The sequence below is a fragment of the Glutamicibacter sp. 2E12 genome (genome assembly GCF_050030965.1).
GTDB lineage: Bacteria > Actinomycetota > Actinomycetes > Actinomycetales > Micrococcaceae > Glutamicibacter.
Genome location: NZ_CP188297.1, coordinates 1,168,484 through 1,181,379 on the forward strand (window position 1 = coordinate 1,168,484; position 12,896 = coordinate 1,181,379).

Annotated in this window: 10 protein-coding genes; 5 read left to right on the forward strand and 5 right to left on the reverse strand. The window is 61.4% G+C overall.

What is annotated here, in order from left to right; translation table 11 throughout:
• Nucleotides 1-37: 37 nt before the first annotated feature.
• The 4 genes from ACP3TE_RS05430 to ACP3TE_RS05445 all read left to right on the forward strand — a co-directional run bounded on the left by ACP3TE_RS05430 (nucleotide 38) and on the right by ACP3TE_RS05445 (nucleotide 5,996).
• A complete protein-coding gene (locus tag ACP3TE_RS05430; RefSeq protein ID WP_365943045.1) occupies nucleotides 38-652 on the forward strand; it encodes a hypothetical protein in 615 nt (204 codons plus the stop codon).
• Between the two features lie 36 nt (nucleotides 653-688).
• Nucleotides 689-1,510: a hydroxymethylpyrimidine/phosphomethylpyrimidine kinase gene (locus tag ACP3TE_RS05435; RefSeq protein ID WP_332487402.1), complete on the forward strand. Its 822-nt coding sequence runs from the start codon at nucleotides 689-691 to the stop codon at nucleotides 1,508-1,510.
• A gap of 362 nt (nucleotides 1,511-1,872) precedes the next feature.
• Nucleotides 1,873-2,361 (forward strand): FBP domain-containing protein, encoded by a 489-nt coding sequence (locus ACP3TE_RS05440; RefSeq protein ID WP_105658599.1) that lies wholly within the window; start codon nucleotides 1,873-1,875, stop codon nucleotides 2,359-2,361.
• 563 nt (nucleotides 2,362-2,924) lie between these two features.
• Nucleotides 2,925-5,996 carry a S8 family serine peptidase gene (locus ACP3TE_RS05445; RefSeq protein WP_426735685.1) on the forward strand — a complete coding sequence of 1,024 codons (3,072 nt, stop codon included), beginning with the start codon at nucleotides 2,925-2,927 and terminating at the stop codon, nucleotides 5,994-5,996.
• A 90-nt stretch (nucleotides 5,997-6,086) separates the two neighbouring features.
• Here ACP3TE_RS05445 and ACP3TE_RS05450 read toward each other — a convergent pair whose 3' ends face one another.
• From ACP3TE_RS05450 to ACP3TE_RS05465, 4 genes are all read right to left on the reverse strand, one after another.
• Nucleotides 6,087-7,352 (reverse strand): glycoside hydrolase family 3 N-terminal domain-containing protein, encoded by a 1,266-nt coding sequence (locus ACP3TE_RS05450; protein ID WP_426735686.1) that lies wholly within the window; start codon nucleotides 7,350-7,352, stop codon nucleotides 6,087-6,089.
• Nucleotides 7,353-7,421: 69 nt separating this feature from the next.
• A complete protein-coding gene (locus tag ACP3TE_RS05455; protein ID WP_332594866.1) occupies nucleotides 7,422-8,714 on the reverse strand; it encodes a Y-family DNA polymerase in 1,293 nt (430 codons plus the stop codon).
• A complete protein-coding gene (locus tag ACP3TE_RS05460) occupies nucleotides 8,704-9,120 on the reverse strand; it encodes a LexA family protein (RefSeq protein WP_105658603.1) in 417 nt (138 codons plus the stop codon). The genes ACP3TE_RS05455 and ACP3TE_RS05460 overlap by 11 nt, the downstream gene beginning before the upstream one ends.
• Before the next feature lie 83 nt (nucleotides 9,121-9,203).
• Entirely contained in the window at nucleotides 9,204-10,448 is a 1,245-nt protein-coding gene (locus ACP3TE_RS05465) for a hypothetical protein (protein ID WP_426735688.1), read from the reverse strand.
• Nucleotides 10,449-10,524: 76 nt separating this feature from the next.
• Here ACP3TE_RS05465 and ACP3TE_RS05470 point away from each other — a divergent pair, with 76 nt between their 5' ends.
• Nucleotides 10,525-11,379, forward strand: coding sequence for an NAD-dependent epimerase/dehydratase family protein (locus ACP3TE_RS05470; protein ID WP_426735690.1), 855 nt, complete (start codon nucleotides 10,525-10,527; stop codon nucleotides 11,377-11,379).
• Between the two features lie 103 nt (nucleotides 11,380-11,482).
• Here the strand turns inward: ACP3TE_RS05470 and ACP3TE_RS05475 are convergent, their stop codons facing one another.
• Complete coding sequence (locus tag ACP3TE_RS05475) at nucleotides 11,483-12,760, reverse strand: NAD(P)/FAD-dependent oxidoreductase (protein WP_388024518.1); 1,278 nt, start codon at nucleotides 12,758-12,760, stop codon at nucleotides 11,483-11,485.
• Nucleotides 12,761-12,896 lie beyond the last annotated feature (136 nt).

A 12,896-nucleotide genomic window follows, 5' to 3' on the forward strand; every position in this document is an offset into this window, starting at 1 on the left:
AGGTGATCCCTAGCGAACCAAAGGAGAACGCAGCACTATGAGCGCAATGGCACGAGCACTGCCAAGCTGGACCCACGACTACGCCACGCTGCGTGATCGCATTGCTTCCTTCCCGAACCAGCACGAGATTCGTTCGGTGAATCAAGACGGCGAAGACGTGGAAATACTCCGCTACTGGCCTGATGCTTCCTGGTCCGCGCCAAAGGACGCGCAGCGCTTGATCCTCTTGGGCACTCCCAACGACAGCACCGCTGCAGAACTCGCCACTTCGGGTTGGCAGCAAAGCACGACCATGCATCTGCTGGCCGGCAAGCCCGACGACGTCGAGCAGGTAGTCAAGCTCGCCGATACGTCCGGGCTTTTCGAGGCTCCAATGGATAACTATGACGTCGTTGAGGTGACCGACTTCGACCGTCCGGTCGCCCGAGGACGCATGCGCTACGGCGAAAACTACGGCCTGCTTACCGACCCGGACCTTTTCTCCCCCGCTGATCCCGATGCGGCTCGCCGCGCGGTACTGGCTAACTTTGCAGGCGCAGCTTTCGGCCACGGGCTGCCCTGGCTGCTGCTGGTAGCCACCGCAGAACACGCCCAGCAGCTTCCCGAAGGCTGGTCCAAAGCGACCACGCTCAGCTTCTGGCAGCACAGCTAATCCCATTCCCTACCCGCACTACCCGCAATTGAGACTATGACTAATACAAACACTGCCTCTCCAGCCATGACCCTGACCATCGCTGGTTCCGAAGCCACTGGCGGCGCAGGCGCCCAGGCCGATTTGAAGACCTTCCAGGAACTGGGAACCTTCGGCATCGTGGCTTTGACCTGCATCGTCTCCTTCGATCCCAAGGACTCCTGGAACCACCGCTTCGTTCCCGTTGACCAGCAGGTAATTGCCGATCAGCTCGAAGCCATCCAGGCCTGCTACGAGGACAAGCTCAGCACGGTCAAGCTGGGCATGATGGGCTCGCCAGCAACGATCAACACCGTTGCCACCGCGTTGAATTCCCAGCAGTGGGACAACGTACTGCTGGACCCGGTGCTGATTTGCAAGGGCCAGGAACCAGGCCACGCACTGGACACCGACGAAGCCCTCAAAGCTGCCTTGCTGCCCTTGGCTACGTTCGTCACCCCGAACCACTTCGAGGCTGAACAGCTCTCGGGAATCAAGATCACCACCGAAGATGATCTGATCGAAGCCGCCAAGAAGATCCACGAGGTCTCCGGCGCGGCGGTCCTGGCCAAGGGTGGAGTCCGCATCGCTGGCGAAGACGCCGTGGACGTTTTCTACGATGGCACGACCCTCGAGGTCTTGCGCGAGAAGAAGATCGGCGAAGTTGCGGTCTCCGGCGCGGGCTGCTCGCTGGCCGCAGCCGTAACTGCAGAGCTGGCCAAGGGCGCTACCCCGCTGGAGGCAGCCCGCACAGCCAAGGCGTTTGTCACCGAAGGCATCCGCAACCGCGTTTCTGGCAACACCCCGTTTGACGCGCTCTGGCAGGGCGGCCGCCGCTAGGCCCTGGCTGCTGGAGTGTTTGCTGGCCACTGCCGTTCACGGCGGTGGCCAGCAAACTGCTTTAACCGTGATCCCAGTCATTGGCCTAAGCCAACCGCACTTGTTATGGTTATTCCGGAAGTGCTCAGAATCAATGCGTGGAGAACCACAGGAGGGAGCGGTCGGCTATGCAAGCCACTTTGACGCTCTGCCCGTTCGTCTGCGTATCGAACGGGGTTGGCAACACATTTTCCGCTTAAGGCTTCTGCCTTAGGCAATGTTCCAGTGCCCCCAATTTTTCGTTCCCTTGCAGACCTCAACACCTTGACGATTCGTGATTCCGTGCGCCCATGAAGCGCGTGCGGACTATTTGAGGATTTCCCATGCAGCCATTGACCGAAAAAACCATCCGCTCTTCCTTCATCAACGCCAGCCGCCAAGAAGCGAAGAAATTGACCCTGCCCGAAAACTTCGCCTCCCTCGAGTGGGATTCGCTGGAGTACCTGGGTTGGCGCGACCCGAAAATGATGCAGCGCGGCTACCTGCTCCACACCGACGAAGCGGGGCAGACCCGCGGCATCCTCTTGCGCCCCACCGACGGTGGCCGCAAGCCGACCAACGCCACGATGTGCGAGATGTGCCGCGATGTGAACATCCCCTGCGCGGTAGGCATGTGGACGACCAAGCGCGCTGGCCAGGCTGGACGTGACGGCAATACCTTGGGGACATTGATCTGCCTGAACTTCGAGTGCTCCCGCAATGTGCGGATCCCGCCTCCGAAGAATCCGATCTACCCGGACCCAATGGTTGTCGTTGCCGAGCGCATCCAGCTGCTCGACGAGCGCGTGCATAGCTTCCTGAACCGCCTCTAGGCAACCGCAGCCTTCAAGCCGATTCCGGCGCCGCCCGCCCAGCAAGTAGTGAACTGATGAGTAACAAAGCGTCCAAATTTTCTCAAAAATGGACGGGCCCATCAGGCCTTGCTGGGCGGGTTTGTCGCAGTGGTTCGCGGATTTTATTGTGAAATTCCCAAGCCAGCACAATATCCAGCCAAAGGTTACTATTCAATAACCCCTTGATATATGAGCTACGTCACCTAAGATTCCAGCTATGGGTATTCGCACTAGCGGACGTTTACCCCGGACGATCATCAAGGCTCGCACCGCTTTTATGTCGCCCGCCCATGACGGGAGCAGCACCGCTATCCAGCCCAGCTAGGAGAATCATGGTCACTCGCCGCACGCAGAGAGTGCCGCGCCTGATTTTGGGATCAGCCACTGCGCTTGCACTGGCTGTTACCTTGTCAGGACCGGCAAGCGCAGCAGGAATCCCCCAACCAGGCGACGGCGAAAATGCCGCGTCCCTGCCAATCACCAGTTCATCAGCGCTGTCCAACCTGAAAGTCTCCGGACCTCTTGCCAAATCAACTGGTGAAGTGTCTGTTTTCGTTCAGTTCCAGGGTGATGGCGCCTTCGAGACGGTGAAGAAGTCCGGCAAGAAGAAGGACACTGCCAAGGTCAAGAAGATCGGCAAGGAGGTCAAGGCCAAGGGCAAGCAGCTGGCAGCCGAGGCCAACTCGAAGGTCATCTACACCACGCACAACGCACTGCAGGGTGTCGCACTAACCGGTGATGCCGCTGATCTGCGCAAGCTTGCACAGCGTAGCGACGTTGCCAAGATCAGCTCCATCGTTCCCAAGAAGCCCTCCAACCGCAGCTCGGTAGTTGACACCGGCGCCCTGGAATCATGGAAGTCCCTGGACAAGACCGGCGACGGCGTCAAGGTGGCTGTACTGGATACCGGTGTGGATTACACCCATGCCAGCTTCGGCGGCCCGGGCACCTTGGAAGGCTACAAGGAAGCCCAGGCTTCCGATGAGCTGCCCGGTGCAGATTCGGGCCTGATCGACACCAACAAGTTCATTGGCGGTTGGGACTTGGTTGGCGATGACTACAACGCCGACTCCGACGATCCCACCTACCAGCCAATTCCGCATCCGGACCCTAACCCGCTTGACTGCCAAGCTGCCGGACACGGCTCCCACGTTGCCGGAACCACCGCAGGCTATGGCGTCAACGCCGATGGCTCGACCTTCACCGGGGACTATTCCTCGCTGGACGCCGACGCGCTGGCGCAGATGAAGGTCGGCCCGGGCTCGGCCCCTGACGCACAGCTCATCGGCATCCGCGTCTTCGGTTGCGGCGGCTCCTCCTCCGTGGTTGGCCAAGCACTGGACTACGTACTTGATCCGAACGGCGACGGCGACTTCTCGGACCGCGCCGACGTGGTCAACATGTCCCTTGGTTCGGATCATTCCCCGGCCAACGACCCTGAAAATGACATTGTCGACGCCCTGAGCGCAGCCGGCATCCTCTCGGTTGTCGCTTCCGGCAATGCCGGCGATGTGACCGACGTGGGCGGTTCGCCGGGCAACTCGCGTTCCTCGCTGACCGTAGCCAACTCCGTTGGCTCGCACGTCACCCTGGACAAGATCCAGGTCGATGGTCCCGACAATGTCGCCGGTTCGGCCTCGGGCCAGTACTCGGCGAACTTCAACTACACCAATGCTGATCCGGCCGCCTTGTCCGGAGAAGCAGTGATGGCTCCGGCCGATAACGCATTCGGTTGCGACGCATTCGAAGAAGGTTCACTGGAAGGCAAGTGGGTTTGGCTGCAGTGGAGCGAGAACGGCGAGTTCCCTTGCGGTTCCGGCGCCCGCTTCAACAACGCTGAAGCCGCCGGTGCCACCGGTGTCCTCTTGGATGCAGAAAGCAACCTGTTCGATGCAGGCATCGCCGGCAACGCGACCATCCCGGGTGCGCAGTTCACCTTGGACGAGTCGAACAAGCTGCGCCCAGCAGCTGAAGCTGGCAGGCTGCAGGTTACCCTGTCCCCCGAATTCGTTGGCGGTTCCTCCAGCGAGTCCGGCGTTGCAGACACGCTGAATTCCTCTTCATCGCGTGGCGTCCACGGTTCCAACGGCGTGGTCAAGCCGGATGTGGCTGCCCCAGGTACGCAGATCGGCTCGGTTGGCGTGGGCACCGGTACTGGCACCGCCGTGATGACCGGTACCTCGATGGCCACTCCATTGGTTGCTGGTATCGCCGCGCTGGTTCTGGAAGACAGCGACTACACCCCATATGAAGCCAAGAGCATCATCATGAACACCGCGGCCACCGACATCAAGGCTGCCAATGGCGAAGCCTACGGTCCGAACCGTGTTGGTTCCGGTCGCGTGATGGCCGATGCAGCACTCCAGAGCCCTGCTTTCGCCTACGATTCCGAGGCAGCGGATCTGACCAGCGTGGTCTTCGGCGTTATCGAGCTGGGAGGCAAGAAGCCGTTCAGCGCGCAGCGCGAAATCACCATTGAGAACACCAGCGGCAAGGCGCAGAGCTACGACGCCAACTACGTGGCCGCTACCGAGATCCCAGGCGCAAGCTTCACCTTGGATCGCAGCAGTGTCACCGTGCCGGCCGGCGGCAGCGCCAAGCTGAACGTCACCCTGAGCGTTGACCCGCAGCAGTGGGCCAAGACCATCGATCCAACCATGGCTACCAGCCAGTCCGGTCTGGCTCGTGCCTGGGTTGCCGATGCCAGCGGTCGCGTCGAGCTGACTGCCAGCAATGCTCCGACCCTGCGCATTCCAGTCCAGGCAGCACCCAAGCTGGCTGCTGACATGGAGGGCAAGCTCAAGAAGATGAAGAAGGGCGCGGATACCACCACCCTGAGCCTGAAGGGCAAGGACATCACTGCTGGCGAGGGCGCTACTTCGGTCACCTCCCTGCTCGGCGCCTTCGAACTGGGTGCTTCGAGTGAACGCGGCGACGATTCGCTGGACAGCATCCCGGCGGCCCGTTCCGTGGACCTGCAGCACGTTGGCGCATCGAGCACCGCTGCCCGCACCGGTGTGACTGACGGCCTGCTGAACGTCGGCATCTCCACCTGGGCCAACTGGGCCCACCTGGCTGGCGGCACCGAGCTGGATGTCGAGATCGATACCAATGGCGACGGCGAAGCCGACTTCGTTACCTTCAACGCCGCATTCGACGAAGTCGACCTGGACCTGGCAGCAACCTTCAACCTCGCCACCGGCGAGCAAGTTGATCTGCAGCCGGTGAACGGCATGCTCGGCGATGTCGATACCAACACCTTCGACACCAATGCAGCGGTCTTCCCGATCTCCCTGTCAGCCCTGGGGCTCGATGAGGATTCGTCGGAGATCTCCTACCGTGTGCTGGGCTACTCCTGGTACAACACCGATGAGAACGGCTCGATGATCCCGGTTGACCAGACCGACTGGATCGACTTCAACGTGGCAGCGCCACAGGTTGATTTCGGTGCAGAAGGCACCTTGTTCACCGATCTGTCCGGTACTCAGATCCCGGTGACCGTTGCAGACAGCACCAAGGCATCGAAGGCACTGTTGCTTCACCTGCACAACGGCAATGATGACCGTGCACAGGTTCTGGAAGTAACTGACGGAAAGAAGAAGGGCAAGAAGTAGGCCTTCCACCTCCCAAGAGCAGGCCCGGGGCACTTCCTAGCGAGTAAGGAAGAGCCCCGGGCCTACACCTTTAAGATCCAGCCGTGCAGCTTATTGCATGCGCAGCTTCTCTTCGAGAACCAGTACTGCGGCTTCTCTGACCTTGGCCGCGAATTTCCCATCGGCCTTGGCCTCGGCGGCCAGGGCCTTCGCCATGGTGATGGCCGGAGCCGATTTAACGCATAGCGGAACAGTTCCGCCGGCGGCCACGAACTTCACTGCGCGCTCGCCCACCGGCAGGTAGCCGACCTGCTTGGCTTCACAGAGATCATCGGAAATCACGATTCCCCCATACCCCATTTGCTCACGCAGCAATCCGGTGATGATCTTCGAAGAGAACGGTGCATCGTTCTTTCCATCGAGCCGGGAGTAGCGGGCGTTGGAGACCATGACCCAGGACTTGCCCTGCTCGATAGCCTGCTCGAATGGCTGCAGATCGCTGGAGTCCGCATCGATCTTCGTATCGGTCACTTTGGTACTGGTATCGGTGTTCCCAGCGACGCGGCCCAATCCAGGGAAGTGCTTGACTACCGGTTGCACGCCTTCGGAGCGCAGCGCTTCGTTCACCGTCGAAATGGCCTTGGAGACCCCCGAGGCGTCATGCGCGTATTCGCGGCCAAAGTAGCCGATGGGTGCGTTGCCGGTGCCGATACTGGCAGGAACAACGTCCGCCACCGGAGCCAAATTCACGTTGATGCCGGCTTCAGCCAGTTCTTTCCCGGCGGCGCCCACTTCACGCTCCAGCTTCGATACAGGCCACCCTCCCTGCGTCAACGCAGTCGGCAGTTCGGTGAAACCGGGGCCCTGGAGCACCCGGACAAAGCCCCCTTCCTGATCGGTGGCCACCCAGACCGGCAATTGCCCGGGAATGCCGGACTCCAAGCCCTGGGTAATTTCCTGGACCTGGGCGGCGGTCTGCTTCACCGGCAGTTGCGAACGGCCACGCAGGAAGACATTGGAAATTCCCTGCTTCTTCATCGCAGAAATTTCCGCAGCGGTTGCTCCTGTTGCCGCGACACCGGCCATCACGAGGCTCGCTGCCTGTTCGCTGGCGCTCAGCTCGTCGGCCAGCGCTTCTGCTTGCTGGCGCAGCGAGGGTTCCTGGCTGCGGCTAGGCGATGGGCTTTCTTCGGCCCCGGAGTTGCCGGACGGGCTGGGAGTTGCCTGCTGCGCAGGAGTCCTCGTACTGCTCGGGCTGCTGGAACTGCCAGCGGACGTGCTCGAAGCTGCTTCTTGGGCATTCGGCGCACTGCAGCTAGCGAGCATCACCGTCATCAGGATTCCGACTGACATGAGCTGCTTGGCACGGGTAGTCATGAGATCATCCTCCCACCGTAAACTGCGAAGTTGCCGAAGAGCCGAGAACCTTTTGCCGTTGGCAGAACGCTAGGCACGCACCACCAGCAGTTCATCCCAGTCGGTGGTGTAGCGCTGCGAAATATGCTCTCGTTTCATCGACCATTCAGGGATTTTGGCCATTCCGGCATGCCCCAGTCCAATGGATTTGGCACCGAATCGCAGGGAGATGTCCTGGACTACCGACGAGACGTTTTCTTGTTCCTCGGCAGCCGGATCGGGACTCTGGCCAAAGAGGTCCAGCTGTTGCTCGCCCGGAGAATCGCTGAGCCCGGAGAGGATCACTCCCCCGCGAACATAGTCCATCCCCGGTTTCATCAGATCCCGCATCGCGGCAATTGCCAGCTTGCTGAGCACGATGGGATCCCGCGTCGGACGCGACAGGCGCACCTGGGCACTGGGGAATGAGGCTTCTCCCCGGGCGAAGCGGCTGGTGCCCGCGGTGACGGTAAGCAATGAAGCGTACAGGCCTTCGCGCGCCAAGCGACCGGCAGCCTTCTGCGCATAGATGGACATGACTTCTTCCATCGCTTCATAGGTGCGCACCGGCGTGGAGAAGGAACGGGTGAACATGACCTGGCCGCGGTCCGCGCGTTCCTCCACCGGACCGATGCAACGTTGCCCGTTGAGTTCGAAGACCGTGCGCTGCAAGACGACAGAAAACTTCTTGCGGATCGCCAATGGGTCAGCCGCTTGCAGGTCCGCGATGGATTCAATGCCCATGGCTGCCAGCTTGGCACCGGTTTTGCGGCCCACACCCCAGACATCGGTGACTGGAACCCGGTTCAGGATACTGCCCAGGACCTCGGGATCCATGAGCTGCTGGACGCAGACTCCGCCCAGTCCCGGATTGTGCTTGGCAATATGGTTGGACAGCTTCGCCAGGGTCTTGGTGGATGAGACACCCACGCAGACTGGCACCCCAATAGTCTTGTCAATGGCGGCACGGATCTGGGCCGCGGTGCTGCGCACCTGCTCCAGGTTGCCTTCCAGGCCGACGAAAGATTCATCGATGGAATACACCTCGTGCCAGGTCCCGAAGCGTCCGAGCAATTCCATGACCCGGGCAGAAATGTCCCCGTACAGTTCATAGTTGCTTGACCGCACCGCAAGGTTGTGGGAGTCCATATAGCGTTGGACCTTGAAGAAGGGTTCTCCAGTAGGAATGCCCAGATCCTTGGCTTCCTGGGAACGGGCCACCACGCAGCCGTCATTGTTCGACAGCACCACCACGGGACGATTGCGCAGCGAATAGTCGAAGGCCCGCTCGCAGGAGACGTAGAAATTGTTGACGTCCACCAGGGATACGTGGTCAGCGGACATGATGCAGGCACCTGGTAATGACGCCGAAGACACTGACCTCATCGCCTTCGGCCAGTACCACGGGCAGGGGCGATTCATCGCTGAGCAGCCCAACCTCGTGGCCGTCAATCTGCCAGCGGCGCACCAGCATCTGCCCGTTGAGGTTGACGATGACCACAGAGCCGTGGCGCACGGCCAGCGATCGGTCCACGATCACTTCATCGCCGTCGAAGATACCAGCTGACCGCATGGCGTGGCCCGAGACGCGCATGATGAAAGTGGAGACACGGTCACGGACCAGCAACCGGTTCAGGTCCAGTCCGCCGTCAAAATAATCGCGTGCTGGCGAGGGGAAACCCATCGCGGATACCGCTTGGACCGGCCCTTGGGTTGCTCCCGGAGGCATCAGCTCCTGTTCTTCAGCCACACCCCACCACTTTCTAGTACAAATATTCGAATACTTGAATTGTAGCGCGTTATCCAGCAACCTTCATGTTTCCGGCGAGCGCGCTACCCCCGGGATTCCGTAGCAGAGGTCCTCCCATGGACCCTGGCCTGCGCTTTCCAGCTGTACAGCGCGGCGGATACAACGATAACCAGCAGCGTCGCGGCACCGGAGATCACGATAATTGCCCTGGCCGGGCCAACCAGCAATCCCGGGGTGCCGATGAGATAGCCCAATGCGACCATGATGTTGATGAGCATCCGCAGCTGCGCCCAAGCAGCGCCATGGCGGGATTCCGGCACGTATTCGTAAATGGCTGTTCGCACTCCGGTATTGTGCAGTCCATTGCCCAGCCCGCCGGCAAGGAACACCAAGGCCAGGCCAGCCGCGTTGGACCAGAGCCCTTCCGTGAGGATCGCGGCGCCCACCAGCCCTCCACCGAGCAGAATCGGCAAGGCGCTTCGGGTACCGAAGCGGCGATTGCCTCCCAGCAGGGAACCGAACACTGCGCCCACGGACCAGGCACCGAGCAATACCGCGTATCCAGTGTCGTTATCGGTGATCCCGCGCAGGTAGAACACCCCCGAAACGCCTTCTGCTGCGGTAAACAGCACGATCACTGCCACCGGGAGCAGCAAGATCCGCAATTGTGGATTGCGCGTCAATGCAGCTCCACCGGGCGATACCGGTCCACCCGGATCCGGCTCGTTCCCTGCGTCTGCTCCTTTCCCGTTGGCGGCTTGCGAGCGGGACAGGAAGATGGCCGCCAGGGCCAGTGCCAGGAATCCTGCCGCCGCGTACCAAAGCACCGCGCCGATCCCCGCTTTCGCGAAGACGAGTGAAGCTATCGTCGGCGCGATGATTCCCGCCAGGGTCGTCGCTACGACAAGGAAGCTGCTGGCACGAGCAATGCTGAAGCCTCCGCGGATGCGCGGAATGATCTTGAAAATGACCGCTCCGTTAACCACCGCGCAAATACTGGCCACAGGCATCAAGGCGAGGCTCGCGAAGATATTGGAGGCAATGGCCATCACCGCGAAAATCGCCACATGCACGCACAGGTACAGGATCCACACCCGGACAAGGGCTGACCCGTCCACCCAACGCCCTATAGCCGGAGCGGCAAGGATCGGCGGAACCAAGCCGGCGAGGAACAACGCGGTTACGCCCCAGGACCCCAACTGATCCGCGGATTCCAGGGTCAAGGCAAAGACCGCCATGCCCTCGCCGAGCATGGAGAGCAATGCAACCACGCAGAACAGGACGCAACGCACCGAAGACTGCACCTGGCCCCCTTCCTCCGCGCGCATGCCACGCTGGCCTAAAGGTTCTAGTCTATGGGTAGGGGGATTCGCCTCCGAGGACATATTGCGCCAAAGGAGTCTCGTGAAAGTATTACTGGTCAGCTGCGGAGATGTCGCCACCGAGGCAGGACTGCGGCTCCAACAGGAGGGCCATCGCGTCACCGGCTGGCGGCGCAACAGCCAGAAGCTGCCCGCAGGATTTACCGGCCACAGCGTAGACCTGCTCGATGCCGTCCAGTGGCCAAGCATCGATCCGCAGACCGAAATCGTCGTGCTCACTCCCGTGCCAGCCACCCGCGATGCCGATGGCTACACGCGCGGCTATCTGCAGGTCGCCAAAGAACTGGCTTCCCGGCTGGCAGCCCAATGCCCCAATCTTCGCCGGCTTATCTACGTTTCCTCCACCGCAGTGATGGGCGGCGCCAACGGAGAACTCGTCGACGAATCAGCACCGCTTGCCCCAGCTAGCCCCACCGCGCAGGTCCTTGCGCACACCGAGGCAGCGCTCGCCGGCAGCGGCCTGCCGGTAACAATCCTGCGGGCGTCGGGAATCTACGGCCCGGGCCGCACCCGGCTCATCGATCACGTCACTGCCGGAGCCGCACAGATTCCCGCGGGCTCGCATTGGACCAACCGCATCCACCGCGATGACCTGGCCGCGGCCATCGTTCACGTTGCGGCGCTGGGAGAGCAAGCCGCTGGCCTCTACCTGGCCAGTGACAGCACCCCAGCCCAGCTAGGCGAGGTCTACCAGTTTTTGGCCAAGGAACTTCATTTGCCTGCGCCGGAAGAGGCAGGACAAGCCCCGGCTCGACGTGCTGCCGACCGCCGGGTCGATAATTCCAAGCTGCTAGCCAGCGGGCTTGAACTGCAGTATCCGGGATTTGCCGAAGGCTACCGCGCGATCCTTGCCGGGGCATCAACCCGTCACGCCTAAAGCGCGTAAAAGACAGCCTTAAAGGAAAACCGGCTTGCAGCGCATCGCCATGATGCACCGCAAGCCGGTTCTTTTATTTCGTTCCGGGTGTGGACCGAAACGTCTAGAACCCCTTGCGCAAGGGGTTGAAGTGCCGGGCGATGCCTGGAACCTCCTGGCCAGCAATCTGGGCAGCCAGGATCTTGCCAGTCAGCGGTCCCAGCGCAACGCCCCACATGCCGTGGCCACCGCCAACCGACACGCGCGAGGATCCGGTCTGGCCAATGAGTGGCATGCCGTCCGCGGTGCATGGGCGTCCACCCACCCATTCTTCTTTGCGGTTCTCCCAGTTAATCCCCTGGTAGACCGGGGTCGCAGCGGCAACGATGGCCTCAATGCGCTTCGGCTCCAGCTTGTGGTTGGCGTCGCGGAATTCCATGGTGCCGGCGATGCGGAAGCGATCGCCCAGCGGGGTGCAGGCAACGCGCTGGGTCGGGAAGTAGATCGGGTGCGTTGGCATGTGTTCCGGCTCCACGGTGAACGAGTAGCCGCGGCCTGCCTGAACCACAACGTTCACACCGAACTTGCTGGCCATGTCGGTCATCCAAGCACCGGTAGCCAGCACCACGTGATCCGCGGTGATTGAACGGCCTTCGGAACCGATGACGGTGACCGAGCCGCCATTGTCGCGCACATCGGTGACGTTGAAGGCTCCGATGATGTCGCCGCCGCGGGCGATGACGGATTCGGCCAGTGAATCCATGAACTTCGGCGGGTTGATGTAGCGCTGGTTCTTGATGGCTACGCCCGCAGCGACCTTATTGGACAGGGTCGGCTCGATGCCGCGCAACTCGTCGCCGGTGAGCAATTCGTAATCAACTTCGCCGCCGGTCTTCTCGATCATCTCGAATTCATGCAGCAGCGCATCGCGGTCGCTGAGCGAGGTGAAACCGGTCAAGAATGGATTTGCCGGCTTGGTCGGCTCCTGCACTCCCGGCCCTGCCGAAGTCGCCTGCGCGATTTCGTCGAAGGCATCCAAACCGGTCGCGCCGATTTCCGAGTAGACCCGCATGGCTTCTTCCCACTTCTTCGGGGTCGAGTGCCAGGCAAAACCGATCAGGAAGCGGAGCAACTTGGCATCGGCCTTCAGCGGAATGTACAGCGGGGATGCCGGGTCGAGCATCATCTTCAGGCCGTTCTTGAAAATTGCAGGCTCCGCGATGGGCAGGGTCAGCGCTGGGGTCAACCAGCCGGCGTTACCCCAAGAGGAACCGGACGCGACGCCGCCGCGATCCACGACGGTGACCTTAATGCCCGCTTCCTGCAGGTACCAAGCGGTCGACAGGCCAACAAAGCCAGCGCCTACAACAACGACATGATCTGGCACGCCTACTCCAGCCATGATCCACTCTCCTAGCATTTCGACGGCCTCTCCACACGAGCCCGCATGTCTTCACTGTCGCGCGATCCCCAGGGAAAATCAACGCGTCCTGACGATTCGACGGTGAGCGCCACCACACCGGCAGGAGGTTCGTGTT

Coding starts and splice junctions, on each gene's coding strand:
- ACP3TE_RS05435 (WP_332487402.1), top strand. CDS start 689: ATGACTAATACAAACACTGCCTCTCCAGCCATGACCCTGACCATCGCT.
- ACP3TE_RS05450 (WP_426735686.1), bottom strand. CDS start 7,352: ATGACTACCCGTGCCAAGCAGCTCATGTCAGTCGGAATCCTGATGACG.
- ACP3TE_RS05430 (WP_365943045.1), top strand. CDS start 38: ATGAGCGCAATGGCACGAGCACTGCCAAGCTGGACCCACGACTACGCC.
- ACP3TE_RS05440 (WP_105658599.1), top strand. CDS start 1,873: ATGCAGCCATTGACCGAAAAAACCATCCGCTCTTCCTTCATCAACGCC.
- ACP3TE_RS05475 (WP_388024518.1), bottom strand. CDS start 12,760: ATGGCTGGAGTAGGCGTGCCAGATCATGTCGTTGTTGTAGGCGCTGGC.
- ACP3TE_RS05455 (WP_332594866.1), bottom strand. CDS start 8,714: ATGTCCGCTGACCACGTATCCCTGGTGGACGTCAACAATTTCTACGTC.
- ACP3TE_RS05465 (WP_426735688.1), bottom strand. CDS start 10,448: ATGCGCGCGGAGGAAGGGGGCCAGGTGCAGTCTTCGGTGCGTTGCGTC.